The following is a 17,492-nucleotide window of genomic DNA, read 5'->3' as shown; positions in this document are numbered from 1 at the left end:
TATCGACTACGATGATTTAGGTGTTTTAACTCGCTGCACAACGGCATACATCACTGGGACGACAAACAATGTCAGTACCGTTGCAAAACCTAAACCAAACATAATGACCGTCGCCATACTCGCAAAGAAGTCATCCAGTAATAGCGGTAACATGCCTAATATCGTGGTTGCAGCGGCCATAAATACCGGTCTTACACGACTGACCGAAGCATCCACTAAAGCTTGATACGCAGGCTTACCCTCCTCAAGCTCAACATTTACCTGCTCAAGTAATACCACACCGTTTTTGATTAGCATGCCGGAAAGACTGAGAAAACCTAACAGTGCCATAAACCCGAAAGGCATATTCAGCACTAACAAGCCTAAGGTGACACCCACAATCGATAAGGGCACTGTAGTCCACAACACAGTCGCTAGACGGATCGAATTGAACAACAATACGGTAATAATGAACATCGCGAGAAATCCGAGTGGTAAAGAACCAAATAGTGCTTTCTGCGCTTTATTGGATGCCTCATGCTCACCGCCCCACTCGATAGAGTAACCGAGTGGTAGTTCCATCTGTTCAACTTTGGGTTTTACTCGCGCAAATACAGCCGCCGCCGTTTCGTTACCGAGCACGTCGTGATCGGCCATCACTGTCAGCGTCCGTTTTCTATCACGACGCATAATCAGGGCGTTTTCCCAGACCACATTAATATCTTGAACCACTTGTCCTAGCGGTAAGTAGCGATCAAGCACAGGACTGTATATTTGCAATTCGCGCCAGTTATCCAAGTCAACTCGCTCTTGCGCCGGCGCGCGCGAGATAATCGGTAATAAATCAGTTCCGTCGCGATAAATGCCAACGGTGCGACCTTCAAAATTGGTTTTGAGTAAATGGTCTACATCTTGTTTAGTAATACCCAAACGACGCGCGGCCGCTTCATCAAATTGCGGTCGAAGCAACTTGGTCTTTTGGCGCCAATCATGACGAATATTCATCGCCCCAGGATCGTCGCGTAAAATTGTCTCAGCTTGCTGAGCCAGTTTGCGTAAGACCTCCGGATCGGGACCGCTGATGCGCGCTTCTATCTTAGCGGGCGTTGCTGGACCAATATTGACACGTATGAGTTTATCTTCGACCTGAGGGTGATGTTCTCTTAAATACTGACGTGTCTCTGCCATGACATTCATCATGGTGTCTTTGTCAGCGACCCTTACGATCAACTGCGCGTAACTTTCGTAAGACTTTTCGACCAAGTAAGTCAGGGTAAAGCGCGGCGCTCCCTGACCAACGGTGGTCGCAACTGAGGCGACTTCTGGTTGCGCCAATAAGTATTGCTCAGCACGTCTTGCATCTTGAGACGTAAAACGAATGTCAGTGCCTTCTGGATACCAAAGGTCGACGTAAAACATGGGCGTCGTCGACGGTGGAAAAAATGCCTGTTTAACTTGTTTGAAGCCCACCGCCGAAGTGACCAAGAGCGCCAGCATCGCTAACATGGTCAGCAAACGATGCTGCAAGCACCACGATAATACACGTCGATAACCTTTAAACACCGGATGACCATACACATCATCACCATCCGCCGCCAATTTATCCCCCTCTTTATACATTCGGTCGGCTAAGAATGGAATAAGTGTCAGCGCGGTTATCCAACTGAGTAGTAACGAAATCAACAACACCCAAAACAGGCTTCCGGCAAATTCCCCCGTCGCATCAGAAGATAACCCGATAGGTGCAAAGGCGATAATGCCAATCACGGTGGCACCGAGCAGTGGCCATTGATTCTGGCGAACCACGGTCACCGCGGCTTTAAGCTTGGTTTGTCCGCGTTGCATACCGACCATCATACCATCGGCAATAACAATGGCGTTATCCACCAGCATACCCAGCGCAATGATGAGCGCTCCTAGTGACACCCGCTGGAGGTTGATATCAAAAATATTCATGAAGATGAACGTGCCCAATACGGTTAATAGCAGCACGCCACCAATGAGAATCCCACTGCGAAAGCCCATACTCAGTAAAAGAGCGATAATCACAATGACTACGGCTTCGACCAAATTCATCAAGAAATTATCGACCGAGTTTTCGACCTCGTGTGGCTGGTCGTAAATACGCTCCACGCTCATGCCCACGGGTTGAGCATAGCTCAACTCGTCCAAACGTTGGTTAATACGCTGTCCTACGTCAACCACGTTGACATTATCTGCAAATGAGACGCCTAGCCAAATTGAGGGCTGTCCATTGAAGCGTACAATATGACTGGGAATTTCTTTGGTATCACGGTAAATCTGTGCGACGTCACGTAAGTAAATCCGTTGCTCGGCTCCCGGATTACTAATCACCAAATTAGCAAGCTCTTCCACGGATTCAAATTCACCTGTTGTGGCAATCCGAAAACGCTCCTCGTCTACCGTGACTCGCCCAGCATCGGCCACGGTATTTTGTGTGGTTAGCAAGTTAGCGATACGACTCGTGGGAATACCAACATTTGAGAGCTTAGACCGTGATACTTCAACAATCACCTGCTCTTGCTGTTCGCCACTGGCGATCACTTTGCCGACGCCCTCCACCAGCACCAATTCACGACGTAGGAAGTCTGCGTAATATTCGATGTCTTGATAATCATAACCGTCACCGGTAATGGCGAGCAGCACACCATAAACATCAGCGAAATCGTCACGAATGATCGGTTGTTGTGTTCCTGGCGGTAAATTACGCGCGCTGTCATTGATTTTACGGCGCAATTCATCCCAAATTTGCTCTAGATCATCAGCGCGATAAGTGGACTTCATTTCAACGGTTATTTGCGACAGGCCGGGCTTCGAGATCGAGCGAATATTATCGACGTAACTGAGCGACTGGATGGCATTTTCAAGTGGGTAAGTAACCTCTTCTTCGACTTGTTGTGCCGATGAGCCTGGGTAGGCGGTGATTACCATGGCTTGCTTAATAGTAAACTTGGGGTCTTCAAGTCGCCCAAGCTGTAATAAACTGACAATGCCCCCAACCAGTAGAACAATAAGCAACAGCCAACTACTGGTTTTTCGCTCCATACTGTATTGAGCTATATTCATTACAGCCCCCGCTCACGCTGCCATTCACGCACTTGCTGCTGCGGCTGTAGTTGGTATACACCCGCGCTGACGATACGCTCACCCGCTGCGAGCCCATCAGTGACGAGTAGACCCTCGTTGGTCATGTTCCCGACTTCGACGCTTCGCTTTTCGACTTGCATTTGCGCATCGACGACCCATACATAATGTTGGTTATCTTGCTCATCAAACACGGCGGTCGAAGGCACTAACACGCCTTCCAGAGTGCCGCGCATAACTTGCCGTAAATCGACAATAACCGTTGCAGTCATGCCTGGCAGAATATTCAATTCATCGGGGCGAGGTAAGGTAAACACGACCTCATAGGTGTTGGTAGCGGGATCTGCCTGGGAGTCCCACTCTTTCAAATGACCGACAAAGCGTTTTTGTGGCGCAGCATCAAATACTACCGTCGGCTCATAATTAAGGTTTTTATTCACTTGCGCAAAGAGATTTTCCGGCACTTGGATAGAAACATCCACTGCGTTGGCTATTTGCAAAGTCGCAATGGGTTGTTTTGCTTGAACATTTTCGTAGCGCTCAACAGGTCGTTGAGCTATTACACCATCAAAAGGTGCGCGTAGCTCGGTATAGCCTAAGTTAGCCTTGGTGGTTTCATAATTCGCTCGGGCAACAGCCAGCTGCGATTCGATTTGATCGAACTGCGCCTCGGACATCAGCCCCTGCGCAACCAGCTTCTTGTTGCGTTGATACTGTGACGACGCCAAGTCGAATTGCGCTTTTGCTTGTTCCATCGCCAGACGGTAGTCCGTCGGGTCAAGGCGAGCAATGAGGTCGCCCTTTTGTACTTCGGCACCTGAGCGCACGGGTAATTCGGTGATTTCACCGGCAACACGAAACGTTAGCTGTGCCACTTCGGCTGCTTCAACGACGGCTGGAAATTGGCGTAGTTGTTCCCCGCCGGCATCTTGCACCGTTACGATCCGCACTGGGCGAGGTGGCTTCTCTGCCGAGACGTTGCTGGATGCCGGCTCGGAGCATGCTGTTAACAAAAACGCCGTGCATAGTGTGATGCAGCCAATCATTCGATTCATTTTGGAACTCCCATTGGGCGCAAGTTAATAGGAAAAACTTTGCTTATCGCTTAGTTTAGCGTTAAATTTAATTTAGTTATATTGAAAAAATATTTTTAACTACTTCAATTTTAATGAATATACTGCATCTTAAAATGATGGCGAGCGTCGCCGCTTCGGGCTCGCTTCAAAAAAGTGCTCAGCAACTGCACCGTAGCCAGTCAGCCATTAGTATGGCACTCAAAAAGCTCGAGCAAGAGGCTGGCTTTGCACTATTTAATCGGGACGGTTACCGTCTGCAACTGACAGCGCACGGTCAACAGTTTTTACGACAAGCTGAAGAAGTCTTGCGCCAGCATGAGCGCTTGGATACGTTATCCAGTCGTTTGCGCACCGGCGCTGAACCCCATTTAACGCTTTGTTTTGACCACACCTGCGATGCGCGTTATTGGTTCGATGCCATAACCTTAGTACAAAGCGAATTTCCCGCCACCGAATTACGCTTTGAAGGCGAATCGCAACTACGAGCCTTGCGACGCATTAATCAGGGTGAAGCCGATCTCGCGATTTGTCCTTGGCTGCCGTTGTTTCGACAGTACGGCGAATTTGAGACACTCAAAGTGAGCCCTTTTCAACTTGTCGTTGTAATGCATAGTCAACTTGGCAAAGAAAATGGCGGTGTGCCTGATAATCGGCAGCAGCTGCTGGGGCTGCCGATGTTGGTGCCGCAAGTACTCGAAGTCGGTATTAATGTCGACGCTATCCTCAAACTCCCGAGTCAGCGACGTATTCAAACCAGTGACGTGGCGACACAACGAGATATGCTCGTTGCTGGTCTAGGTTGGGGGGCGATTCCTATGCACATGGCCGCACCTTATTTGGCCAGTGGCGAGTTGGTACAAATCGAAATTCCGGGGTTCGTGCAACGGGTCAATTTAGAAGTACACATTATACGTTCGGCAATACGCAGTCCGGGTCCTGCGGCTGAGGCCATTTGGCAAGCATTTGCCGAAAAGACCGTTGATAGCTAAAACCTTCTGTTATTCATAGTATTTATACCCTACATTGTCTGATTTATAGCCGCGTGCCGTGTGAATTAGCGGGAAAATGCGTATAATGCCCGCCACTAGTGAAGTCATTATTTCTCATGCAAACACACAAGAGGTAACTGGAGTGCTAAAAGAATATCGTCAGCACGTTGAAGAGCGTGCCGCTGAGGGCATCCCTCCGAAGCCATTAACGGCTGAACAAGTTGCAGATTTAGTTGAGCTGCTAAAAAACCCACCCGCGGGTGAAGAAGCGTTTTTAGTCGAGCTCCTTTCAGAGCGTGTACCTCCAGGCGTCGATGAAGCGGCTTATGTGAAAGCAGGCTTCTTGAGCGCAGTTGTTAAAGGCGACGTCGAAAGCCCTGTTATCAGTAAAGAACAAGCCGTTAAATTGTTGGGCAACATGCACGGTGGCTATAACATCGAGACTTTAGTCGCGTTGTTAGATGACGCTGAATTAGGTCGTCTTGCGGCTGAAGAGCTTAAGCACACCATCTTGATGTTCGACGCCTTCCACGACGTTGAAGAAAAAATGAAAGCAGGCAACGCGCTTGCAAAAGAAGTCGTTGAATCATGGGCTGAAGGTGAGTGGTTCACTAGCCGTGACAAGATGGCGGACGAAATCAAAGCGACTGTATTTAAAGTAACGGGTGAGACCAACACCGATGATTTATCACCTGCACCGGATGCATGGTCACGTCCTGACATTCCTTTGCACGCTAAGGCGATGTACAAAATGCCGCGTGAAGGCATCACCAATGCCGGCGAGCAAATTGAAGAACTTAAGAAGAAAGGTCACCCCGTTGCATTCGTAGGCGATGTTGTGGGTACTGGCTCTTCACGTAAGTCAGCGACTAACTCTGTACTGTGGAACATCGGTGAAGATATGCCAGGTACGCCAAACAAGCGTGCAGGCGGTATCTGTATCGGCGGTAAAGTTGCACCTATCTTCTTTAACACGATGAAGGACGCGGGCGCATTAGTATTTGAGGCCGACGTTGAGAAAATGAACATGGGCGATGTGATCAGCATCTTCCCATACGAAGGCAAAATCAAAAACGAAACGGGCGAAGTGATCGCTGAATATGATTACGCATCGCGCGTTATCCTAGACGAAGTGCGTGCAGGTGGCCGTATCAACTTGATCATCGGTCGTGGTTTGACTGCAAAAGCGCGTGAATCATTGGGCTTAGGCGCAAGCGATTTATTCTTAACGCCTGAGCAACCACAAGACAGTGGTAAGGGCTACAGCCTTGCTCAGAAACTGGTCGGTAAAGCATGCGGTATGGAGGGCGTACGCCCAGGTACTTACTGTGAGCCGCAAATGGCAACCGTAGGTTCACAGGATACCACCGGTCCAATGACCCGTGACGAACTCAAAGACTTAGCGTGCCTTGGCTTTAACTCTGACTTGGTCATGCAGTCATTCTGTCACACCTCTGCGTACCCTAAACCGGTTGATGTTGAGACTCAGCACACGTTGCCAGACTTCATCATGAACCGTGGCGGTGTATCACTGCGCCCAGGCGACGGTATCATCCACAGCTGGTTAAACCGTATGTTATTACCAGACACAGTAGGTACTGGCGGTGACTCTCATACTCGTTTCCCTCTGGGTATTTCTTTCCCTGCGGGTTCTGGTTTGGTCGCTTTCGCTGCAGCAACGGGCGTTATGCCACTGGATATGCCTGAGTCTGTATTGGTGCGTTTTAAAGGTAAGATGCAGCCAGGTATCACATTACGTGATCTTGTTCATGCGATCCCAGCGTTTGCGATTAAAGACGGTTTGTTAACAGTCGAGAAACGCGGTAAGAAAAACGCATTCTCGGGTCGTATCTTAGAAATTGAAGGCCTTGAGCATCTAACTGTTGAGCAAGCGTTCGAATTGTCAGACGCTTCTGCAGAGCGTTCAGCGGCAGGTTGTACTATCAACCTTTCAGAAGAGTCAGTGGGTGAGTACTTACGCTCAAACATCACTATGTTGCGTTGGATGATCAACGAAGGCTATGGTGATGCACGTACACTTGAACGCCGTGCGCGTAAGATGGAAGAATGGCTTGAGAACCCGTCGTTAATGCGTGCAGATAAAGACGCTGAATACGCAGAAGTGATTGAAATCGACCTTGATGAAATCAAAGAGCCTATCGTTTGTTGTCCGAACGACCCTGACGACGCTAAATTCTTGAGTGAAGTCGCTGGCGATAAAGTTGACGAAGTCTTCATCGGTTCTTGTATGACCAATATCGGTCACTTCCGTGCAGCCGGTAAGTTGCTTGAGAAGAACTCAGATCCGTTGAACACGCGCTTATGGATTGCGCCGCCAACGAAAATGGATAAGGCTCAGCTTGAGACTGAAGGTTACTACGACATTTACGAACGTAATGGCGTTCGTACTGAGATGCCGGGTTGTTCACTGTGCATGGGTAACCAAGCACGTGTGGAGCCAAACTCAACAGTGTTATCGACCTCAACGCGTAACTTCCCTAACCGTTTAGGTGATGGCGCAAACGTTTACCTTACTTCTGCAGAACTTGCAGCAGTCGGTGCTATCGTTGGTCGTTTACCGACACCAGAAGAGTACCTCGAGTACGCGCAGGATATTAATGCGATGGCTGGCGAAGTTTATAAGTATCTAAACTTTGACCAAATGGATGCGTTCCGCGACGCTGAAAAAGCAGCGAAAGAGAACATTATCCCGACTATCAACGTTGCTTAATCGCAGCGCCTGATTAAATCAAAGTAAAAAGCCTCGCAGTTTTGCTGCGAGGCTTTTTTAATGATCAATTAACAGCCGTCAGTTTTATTTGCGACAAACGTGCCGCGTGAATTAATCGGTTGGGTAAAGTAAACGCGACAGTTGTCATCGGCTATCTCACCGTCATCATCACGATCAAAACCAATATAGGTTTGATGACGCTCACCGACTTCAATAGTGACATCCTCTGAGAAACTTACCATTTTTGCCACCTCAAAGTTATCAGGCCCCAATTGACCCACGTCATTCTTTATTAGCTTGATGTCACGGCTGACATTATTACGCGGATTCTCTTGGTCTGACGTGGCATCGGCTTCAATAATGCCGTCACCATTAACATCTAACCACGGACTGCCATTCACGTATATAACGCGGTTAGGTAGCTGCAACGCAGCATCAATATGTTTGGAGGCTTCCGTCAAGGTACCCGACATCGACTTAACCGCATTGGTCCGTGCTGCGGTACCAAAGTCAAAAAACTTAGGCGCCGCCGTCACCGCTAAGACACCAATGACCACAATAACAATAATTAACTCAATCAGGGTAAAACCTGCATTTAACGTCTGTTTACTCAAAACGACTCCTACCTTGCTGTTACGGTCACATAAACGGTATCCTGGTACCGACCCGCGCGTTGATACTTCACATCATCCACGACGATACCCATATCAAAACGTCGCTTGCCTGAGTAACTTTGCTGGTAGCTGCGTTGGTAGGTGGTGGTCGCGGGAAAACGGTTGCCATCAAAAAGGATCTCATACGCAATACGACTGCTACTGTCTTGCTGATGTACTAACGCACGGTCCTCCGAATAAATCGATACGTCGTAAAGACTGTTACTAAACACTTTTAATCGCCAATCGGCACGCGCCCCGTCATTAAGGCTGCCTAAATCTACTTGGTAGTGGCCGCCATGACCGCGCACCGAATCACTGTGCGACCGAGCGACTTCAATACTGACAACGGCAGGCATGTAAAACCCAAGATCGACCACTTTGTCCATTAATGTACGATGGCCATCCTTTGATTGAACCACCAGGGCAGCGGCGTAGGCGCCTGCCGTGATCACGCGGTGCGCGTCAATACGTAACCATAGGTTTAAATGCTGATGACCATTGTAATCAACAATCCAAGAACGACGTCCATCGACCGTACGCACGGGCAAAGGCTTGCGGTTAGTGTTCAATAAGGTGGCGTCGAGTTGTACACCTCCTTCACCGATGAGTTTAAAAGGTCCGTTATCCACAGCGCTAAAAATCAAACTATCGATACAAGGACGTCCTTCTCGAAATGCCTGCACTTTTATGGGTAGTAAAATTTCATCGTCAAACCTTACCGAGTTGTATTGATTAACTTGCACATCAAAGTCACCCGTACACTGGTGTGGGTAACGACTATCAGCTTGTGCCACAGCTGATCCCAGAAAAATAAGTACGATTATGAACCTGTTCATGGTTGCACCTCGCTTACGGTAATAACCCCCGCGTCAATTAAATTCTCTTCCGCTGCTTTAAAGTTCACTTTTGCTTGATACTTACCTATCACTAACTGGTAAGCACCTGGCGCAATGCCCTCGACCGCAAAACGGCCCCTGCGATTGGTAAATACATCCAACACCAATCCATTTCCAATCAATTCGCCACGCTCTAAGCTCAACGGCTGACCTGATTCGTCTTGAATGTAGCCCAAGACTAAATAAGCGGCATCCGAACCCACAGTAATGACGCGTCCAGTCACACTACCACCACTTGAGTCATACAACCCTGGGCCCCAGTTATAACCGAGCGGTGCATTAGGTACATTAACGACAAGGCTGGTTTCACTAAACGGCGCGCCTAATGTCACTAATCCTGCTAAATGCTCTCCCGCGCGAGCCTCAATTTCACCCAAATAATCTGGATTAATCTCGACATCACTATCGGCGAGTGTCTTATGCTTTTTAATCAGCGCGAATGGAGCATCAACAATACTCGACATACCAAGGCTTCCATCAGCAAAACCGAGCGTTGTACTCAATGAGGTTCGATAGATGTCAAAACGAGCGCCCGACTCGAGTTCTAGTTTTGACACCGTCAGTTCGCCGCGTATGCGGTTTCCGGTGTAACTACCGCTGGCGCGAATATCCCGTAGTTGTGGATTATCGATACCATAGATTTCGTAGCCATAGTTGCCCACACGGTTGCGGTTAATGCGACCAAAGCTCGCTTGCGCCTGTTCTCTACGGTGATCGTATTCAACCCTTGTACGCAACTGACTACGTGAATCATAACTATTCCATGAAACGCTCAAAAACACGCCATCTTGCTGCTGCGTTACTGGATCAACAAAGTTACTGCGATAATATTCGGCACTCAGTAACCAGCCGCGACGACGCCAACTGAATCGAAGCGAATCCGTGTTAATTGTTGTGCCATCGACCGCTTCGTAGCGCGACACACTGGCGGTTAAATCAAACTCATCATTGAAGAAATAAGTATAATCTGCCGTCACTCGACGGTCATCAAATAACGTCAGTGGCTGCGTGGCGACTGTGGGGGCAAACTCAACTCTTTTCTCAAAACTGAAGCGCAGGTTAGGCGAGCTATTATAACCACTTCCCCAGACTGAGAACCCGACATCCACAGACGCTGCATAACCATTAAATTCATCCAACTTAGATTGTGAGCCACGCAATGTAATGACACCGATATCAAAGCCATAGGAGACCGTCGTGCCCACAATATGGCCCAAACTACTAAGTTCGAGGTTCACACCGGCAGTGAAACTATCCGAGAAACCGTAATCGTAATAGCCAGAGAATGTCAGTTCATCCCCATAGTTATATGAAAACTCTTCAAACTCCGACGCATAGCCGAGCTGAAAAGAGAAATCTGAAAGACCTTTGCGTAACAATGCGCCGCTGTAAAAGTTGTCAAAGCGAAATGTCTGTGTGGAGCCGTCCTCAAAAGTCGCAACGACGAGCACTTCATTGGCGCCTGCTGTGAAGGGCAGATCATTTAACTCATAACGACCTGGATTAAATTGTTGTCGTAAGACGGTAAAGCCGTTGACTTGGATCTCAACATCGGCGCTCGACGGTAGATAGAACTGCTGACTGTTGCCTGGACTGATTTCACGACGCGGTTGAAGCTCACGGTAGGCGCGCGAAACACCAATACCCCCCATATTGAGACCGCTGACATGCCCACTCGTAAAGGTAGTCAAATCGCCGAGTTCATAGCGCAATGGCAATTGAGGGTTATCGTGAAATAGTGTGACTTCTCCACGATAGAACTCGTTATTGCCCTCATCGTTTCGATCGGCAAAGGCAGACCAACGCGCGTTCACACCATCGTATCCACCGACGTTTGCCGAACCGAGCCATTCTAGGGCGTAGCGCGTGTCTGAGTCGACAGTCTCCGTCAGTAGGTTAAATCGATTTAAGCTCGCAATAGTCGCAGTGCTATCGGGGATTACGACATAATCAGCCGTACCGTAATTTAACTCAGTTGGACGCATAGCACTACCCGCTAACTTTGCCGTTAGACTCATATTTTGCGGTGAAAAGTCGATGAAAATCCCACGATCTTGCAGTGCAGTGATGGGGATTAAACTGTCAGGATAAGCCTCTACCCAATGCATGGTGTCGTCATTCAGCATACGGCCCATTGAGCTCAGTAATGACTGTTTAACAACAGCAACGACTTGGCCCGATTGAATGGTCGCCGCGATGTCTTGAATCGCGCGTTCATTATAATTGACCGGCAAATCAATTGCATATTGTTGAGATTGTACCGGTAATGCATAAGCCGAGGCAGACGCACTAACGATCATCAGCCAGTTTAATGCGCGCATCTTCGACTCGTCCTTGCTCATTGAGAGACGCCAGCGCTAAACGAATGGTATGCGATGGCATTAAATAGGAAACCGGTAGTAACTCGCGATACATTGTCCATTCAACAGCATGCTCATTACCTGAATCTATAATCAATTGACTGCCATTAAGATTAACCACTTGGTTACCATTGTTAGTAAGCACTAACTGACAGCCTATCTCGGCATCATTACACTCGAGTTTCTGTTGTAGGTCCTCAACCCCCTGTTGAGGATTGACGAATAGCAGTGTAGCGAAATTAAACACCATGTTAATTTCAGGTTGGCCATCGGGTTCACTTTTTAGCGGCAATTGCTTAAACACAATTCGGTAAGACTGCGTCTCAGCTAAACGTGGGTCACCAATAAATTGCGCTCGAAAAACTTGATAGGACTGGGCGCCCACTTTAATCTGCGGTGGCAGTACGATAATGTCATCGGTTTCGACTAACTGTTCAACTTGGTTGTCATCGAAGCTTCGTTTGTACACTTCAACTTCAAGCGGCAAGGTGGTGTCGCTCGGATTTGCGACGCGATAAGTCACACGGTTATGACCGCTGGTCGCCTGGATTTCAGCGATCATCGGCTCCACTTCGTAGGCATCTACCAGCACAGCAACCAGTACTAGCAGCCACAACATTGCTTTTTTTAACATGGCTGAACTCATAAGATTATTCGGGAAAATTAAGCCATCGCCCTAAAGCGATGGCTTATATGGAAAACTCAATTAGTTCGGAGTCACAGTGACAGTGATCGTGTCACTATAGTCACCGGCGCGCTCATAACCTGTAGGTGCAGGAGAAACCTTCAAGGTACGGCGATGGAGGTCACCATTGGTGTTGTTACCGACCATGTTTCCATTGCCAGTCATTGAATAAGGTGAGGTGAGAGAAACGCCCACTGCTGAACCATGATCCATAGTGTATGGAATGAAGCCAGCTTGTGGATCGTTGTTTAGTGCTAACACACCACCGTTTTGTGAGCTGTAGGTGATGGTAGGCATTGCAGAAGTATTACACCAGAAACCAACACCAAAGCCAGCTGTAGCAACGCCGTCGAGAGCGATAGTTTTTGATGGACCACTGCTGTTATCCACTTTACAGACTTTCTCAACGGTACCGTTGACAGTAAATGACGTGGTATCGGTGTTGCTTAAATCCATTTGTTCAGCGACTGCTGCGGTGGTGGTGAATAGACTAGCAACTAAGAGGGTTTTTACTGAAGTTTTCATTTTGCGAAATTCCTAAGTTTCGCAACCCGGCTATCTTCGTTTTTATTTTTAGAAGACCCGAAGCTTTCCGTCCCCGCCTCACGGAGGGTTTGGCCGACTCAAGTGGCAACCCACTTGAGTCGAAGAAAATAATAGATGAGCGTTTTAGTATTTGCCATAACGATTGCAACGTTTTATTGCAATCGATTGTTAAACCATTGTTTGTTAATAGTTTATTTTGTAAGCATTTTGTAAATACCGCACATCTGCGAACATCGGTTTGCTGATTGACTACCTTTTTTGACGCCGATTTAACACCAAAAATACAACTGGGATTAATACCATCGACACCAACGGCGCCAATACCATCCCGCCCACCATCGGAGCGGCAATGCGTTGCATAACGTCATTACCAATACCGGCTCCAAGCATGATAGGTAATAATCCAACAATGATTGTAGATACTGTCATCGCTTTCGGGCGGACGCGTTTTAGCGCCCCATCCTGTATTGCCTGTAGCAATTGCGAAGCATCGTTATTACGGGCTTTCCAGGCTTGGTTAAGGTAAAGCAACATGACGATACCAAATTCTGCAGCGACCCCCGCTAAAGCAATCATTCCGACAATTACAGCTAATGATAATTGGTAATCGAGTAAATAAATAAACCAAAGGCTACCTGCTAGCGCCAAAGGTAGAGTCGCGATAACAACTAACGCTTGCGATAGCGAGTTAAAAGCGCCGTAAAGCAGGCAAAGAATGAGTACCAATGTAATTGGAATGATTAGTTGCAAGTCTCGCTCAACCTGTTGCATCGCTTCAAATTGCCCTGTCCAGTTCCAGCTGTAACCGTCAGCGAGCGACAATGATTGAAGAGAAGGTGTCGTTTTTTCAATCAACTCCGAAGTCGTCACGCCCGCCTTCGGCTCAATAAAAATCCAGCTGCTGAGCCGTGCGTTCTCACTTTTTAGCACGGCAGGACCTGCGGTCAGCTGAATATCTGCGATATCACTCAACACTAACCAACGACCAGACTCACTGAAAAAAGGAAGTTGTTTAAGCTTTTCAATGTGATCACGTGTCGCACGCGGATAACGAATATTGATCGGGAACCGTTGATCACCCTGAATAGATGTTGCTATTTGCTGCCCCCCTATCGCTTGCGAAATAAGTTGTTGTAGCTCATTTTGCGAAACCCCATAGCGAGCCGCTTCCTTTAATTTGGGCGAAATTTCGACATATCGACCAGACTGCGCACGTTCGGCTATAACAGAGCCTGTTGCAGGATGCTGCTTCAGCTGGTTTTCGATTTGCGTCGCAATATGCTGTAGCTGGCTCGGTTCAGAGCCGCTGACTTTAATCGCCAAAGGTGTTTTCACCCCCGTTGCTAGCATTTCTATACGGGTTCTAATCGGCATGACCCAAGCATTCGTTACGCCTGGAATTTGTACGTACTGGTCAAGTTCAGCTTTAATGTCCTCAATGGTCTTTCCCGCGGGCCATTCCGATTCGGGAGTTAAGGTTATGCTTGTCTCAATCATCGTAAGAGGAGCCGGATCAGTTGCTGTATCCGCTCTGCCAATCTTACCGAATACTCGCTCAACTTGAGGATGTTGAGCTATCAATTTATCCGTCTGCTGTAATAGTTCAGACGCCTCTTCGACGCTAATGCCAGGCATCGTCGTCGGCATATACATTAAATCCCCTTCATATAAGGGAGGCATCAGTTCATAGCCTAATTTTTGCCAAGGATAGACCGCGCTTGCGGTGATAGCGATGGCAAGTAACACCGTTACTTTAGGCCACTTCAATGACATATTAAGCGCAGGTCGATAGAACCAAACTAATACGCGAGTAATAAAATTACCTTCCTCTGATGGAATTTTACCGCGTATTAAAAAAACGATGAGCACTGGAATCAAAGTGATCGATAACAGCGCTGCACACGCCATCGCAAGCGTTTTAGTATATGCCAATGGTTCAAATAAGCGCCCTTGCTGCCCTTGTAACGCGAATATAGGAAGAAAACTAACGGTAATAATGAGCAACGAAAAGAACAGTGAGCCACCTACTTCGCGACACGCATCGAGTATCACTTTCTGACGTTCAGACGAATCAGGTTGTCGCTGTTGCTTGTCGGTAAATAATTGCAAATGTTTATGCGCATTTTCAATCATTACGATAGCCGCATCGACTAGAGCACCAATGGCTATCGCAATACCACCCAAACTCATGATATTCGCTGTAATTCCCATCAGGTTCATAATCCAAATGGCAATCAACACCGATAACGGTAAACTGATAACGGCGACAAGCGTCGAGCGGGCATGCAACAAGAAGATAAAGCAGATCACGGCGACAAACGCCATCTCTTCAATGAGCTTGCTACTGAGATTATCAACTGATGCATTGATTAATTCAGAGCGGTCATAGGTCGTTACGACCTCGATGCCTTCGGGAAGACCTTGAGCAAGCTGTTTTAATTGAGCCTTTACGCGGTTAATCGTCTTTAACGCATTACTGTCATAGCGCATAACAATAATGCCACCCACCACTTCACCCTGCCCACCTAAATCGGCCACGCCTCTTCGTAATTCAGGTCCCACTCGAATATGTGCAACGTCCCCTAAGGTAACAACACCATCATTTGAGGAAGCTGGGCCAATCGGTAGCCTCTGAAAATCTTCGATAGATTGTAAGTAACCGAATCCACGCACCATGTATTCGGCCTCAGCCATTTCAATAACCGAGCCACCGACCTCTGAATTAGCATTTCGAATCGCTGCTGTGACATCCCCTAGGCTGATTTGATAGCGTTGCAGTTGCGTCGGATCAACGACCACTTGGTATGTCTCGACCATCCCCCCTACTCGGGCTACCTCAGCTACACCTTTAACACTCTGCAATCCTTGCTTTAAATACCAGTTTTGGATTCGCGTTAACTCGCCTAAGTCATGCGTATTCGTTCGGTCCACCAGTGCATATTGATAAATCCAGCCGACACCGGAAGCATCCGGTCCGAGCATCGGTTGAACTCCTGTTGGCAACTGTGCCTGTGCCTGATTCAAATACTCGAGTACTCGACTTCGTGCCCAATAGGGGTCTGTGCCCTCCTCAAATACGATATAAATATATGAGTCGCCGAAAAATGAAAAGCCACGCACTGACTTCGTGTTAGGGACGGACAATAAAGTACTCGACAAGGGGTACGTTACTTGCTCTTCAACTACCGCAGGGGCTTGACCTGGGTAGCTGGTCTTCACGACAACCTGGACGTCCGATAGATCGGGAATCGCATCGAGTTGCGTATCGCGTAACGATTGAAGACTGACGAGTGCTATCGCCGCGGCGAGTAACAGCACAAGCCAACGATGTCGTAAACTGAGTCCTATCAGAAAGTTAATCATGCGCGCCTCCATGCTGATGCTGATTCATCGGCATCACTGCTGACTGCTCGGGCAACAGTCCCCTTAAAGACGCCTCAGAGTCGAGCATGAACTGGCCATTAGTGACCACCTCTTCTCCCGCATCGAGTCCACTTAATATCTGGACTTCATCACCCACCATTTGACCGACTTTCACCGCCCTTACAGCGAATTCATGGTCACTGCTTTTAACCACAACTCGGTTTTGCTTAGCAACTTGAATCAAGCTTGAGACAGGCACCACCAGCGTTGCGGGAAGTTTTGGCAGCTCAACATGAGCATTTAACCAACTACCGACCGCGAGGGTGTCACTTGATACGCTGAGCGGCACTCGGGCGCGAAGCGTTTGTGATGCCTCGTCTATCTCTGGATAAACGTAATCAACATGCCCCATCCAGTGACCTTGCACAGTGTTTGAAGCGACATGAACCATCTGCCCCGACTTAATCAGCGCACTATACCGCTGTGGTATATCAAGCATCAGCCAAAGTGACTGTTCACCACTGATGGTCATAACTGACTGTTCTGGCACGATATACATACCTTCTTGAATATTCAGCGCACTCACAAAACCCGACTGAGGTGCAAAGTAATCAACCGTGTAGCGCGTTTCTTTTGTGCGCTCTAATCGTTCAATTTGTTCGTCGGTCATACCGAGTAATTTGAGCCGCTTGCGACCACGGTTTTTAAAACTCGTTTGCTTTTCAGCTGAGCCAACTTGTTGTAGAGAATCAAGTAACTGCAAATAGTCGTCTTGAGCGACAACTAAATCTGGCGCATAGACTTGATAAAGCGGATCGCCTTTATTAACAGCCTCTCCCTCGACGTCCACATACAGCTTCTCAACCCATCCTTTCGCGCGTGGATGAATATGAGTCTGTTCATTTTCAGCCCATTGCAGTTTTCCTTGCACACTCAGTTCAGGTTTAAGCGACTTCCGGGTCGCCGAAGTCGTTGTCACGCCAATCGCCTGCTGTTGAGCGGCGGGTATTTCAAATAATGGCGATGTTATCGGACTTTGCTTGGCATGGTTCTGTAACTATCCCGTAAAATAATACAGCTCACTCGTAGAATTTCTTTTAAACTAA

Annotated in this window: 11 protein-coding genes and 1 riboswitch; of the genes, 2 read left to right on the top strand and 9 right to left on the bottom strand. The window is 47.9% G+C overall.

Annotated elements, in window-relative coordinates; translation table 11 throughout:
* Positions 1-6 precede the first annotated feature (6 nt).
* Together ABNS04_RS00820 and ABNS04_RS00815 are read right to left on the bottom strand one after the other, a co-directional pair.
* Positions 7-3,066 (bottom strand): efflux RND transporter permease subunit, encoded by a 3,060-nt coding sequence (locus tag ABNS04_RS00820; protein ID WP_272978586.1) that lies wholly within the window; start codon positions 3,064-3,066, stop codon positions 7-9.
* A complete protein-coding gene (locus tag ABNS04_RS00815; protein ID WP_272978585.1) occupies positions 3,066-4,139 on the bottom strand; it encodes an efflux RND transporter periplasmic adaptor subunit in 1,074 nt (357 codons plus the stop codon). The genes ABNS04_RS00820 and ABNS04_RS00815 overlap by 1 nt, the downstream gene beginning before the upstream one ends.
* A gap of 134 nt (positions 4,140-4,273) precedes the next feature.
* Between ABNS04_RS00815 and ABNS04_RS00810 the strand changes: the two genes are divergently transcribed.
* Both ABNS04_RS00810 and ABNS04_RS00805 read left to right on the top strand, forming a co-directional pair.
* A complete protein-coding gene (locus tag ABNS04_RS00810; RefSeq protein ID WP_272978583.1) occupies positions 4,274-5,149 on the top strand; it encodes a LysR family transcriptional regulator in 876 nt (291 codons plus the stop codon).
* Positions 5,150-5,291: 142 nt separating this feature from the next.
* A complete protein-coding gene (locus tag ABNS04_RS00805; protein WP_286681547.1) occupies positions 5,292-7,880 on the top strand; it encodes a bifunctional aconitate hydratase 2/2-methylisocitrate dehydratase in 2,589 nt (862 codons plus the stop codon).
* Positions 7,881-7,948: 68 nt separating this feature from the next.
* On the opposite strand, the gene ABNS04_RS00800 is transcribed toward ABNS04_RS00805, so the two are convergent.
* The 7 genes from ABNS04_RS00800 to ABNS04_RS00770 all read right to left on the bottom strand — a co-directional run bounded on the left by ABNS04_RS00800 (position 7,949) and on the right by ABNS04_RS00770 (position 17,365).
* Positions 7,949-8,494: a prepilin-type N-terminal cleavage/methylation domain-containing protein gene (locus ABNS04_RS00800; protein ID WP_272978578.1), complete on the bottom strand. Its 546-nt coding sequence runs from the start codon at positions 8,492-8,494 to the stop codon at positions 7,949-7,951.
* Positions 8,495-8,502: 8 nt separating this feature from the next.
* On the bottom strand, positions 8,503-9,372 hold the full coding sequence (locus ABNS04_RS00795; protein WP_272978577.1) for a hypothetical protein: 870 nt from the start codon (positions 9,370-9,372) through the stop codon (positions 8,503-8,505).
* On the bottom strand, positions 9,369-11,753 hold the full coding sequence (locus tag ABNS04_RS00790) for a fimbria/pilus outer membrane usher protein (RefSeq protein ID WP_272978574.1): 2,385 nt from the start codon (positions 11,751-11,753) through the stop codon (positions 9,369-9,371). Before ABNS04_RS00790 ends, ABNS04_RS00795 begins: the two co-directional genes overlap by 4 nt.
* The gene (locus tag ABNS04_RS00785) at positions 11,722-12,426 is read right to left on the bottom strand and encodes a fimbria/pilus periplasmic chaperone (protein ID WP_272978572.1); all 705 of its coding nucleotides are present in this window, start codon (positions 12,424-12,426) and stop codon (positions 11,722-11,724) included. Before ABNS04_RS00785 ends, ABNS04_RS00790 begins: the two co-directional genes overlap by 32 nt.
* A 72-nt stretch (positions 12,427-12,498) precedes the next feature.
* Positions 12,499-13,002: a hypothetical protein gene (locus tag ABNS04_RS00780; RefSeq protein ID WP_006956728.1), complete on the bottom strand. Its 504-nt coding sequence runs from the start codon at positions 13,000-13,002 to the stop codon at positions 12,499-12,501.
* Between the two features lie 17 nt (positions 13,003-13,019).
* Positions 13,020-13,106: riboswitch (cyclic di-GMP riboswitch) on the bottom strand.
* Positions 13,107-13,272: 166 nt separating this feature from the next.
* Positions 13,273-16,386 (bottom strand): CusA/CzcA family heavy metal efflux RND transporter, encoded by a 3,114-nt coding sequence (locus tag ABNS04_RS00775; RefSeq protein ID WP_272978568.1) that lies wholly within the window; start codon positions 16,384-16,386, stop codon positions 13,273-13,275.
* The gene (locus tag ABNS04_RS00770) at positions 16,379-17,365 is read right to left on the bottom strand and encodes an efflux RND transporter periplasmic adaptor subunit (protein WP_272978567.1); all 987 of its coding nucleotides are present in this window, start codon (positions 17,363-17,365) and stop codon (positions 16,379-16,381) included. Before ABNS04_RS00770 ends, ABNS04_RS00775 begins: the two co-directional genes overlap by 8 nt.
* Between the last annotated feature and the right edge of the window lie 127 nt (positions 17,366-17,492).

This window comes from uncultured Idiomarina sp. (assembly GCF_964010655.1).
Classification (GTDB): domain Bacteria; phylum Pseudomonadota; class Gammaproteobacteria; order Enterobacterales; family Alteromonadaceae; genus Idiomarina; species Idiomarina baltica.
Note: the sequence above shows the minus strand (reverse complement) of the source record. Positions and strands in the feature narration are given on the sequence as shown.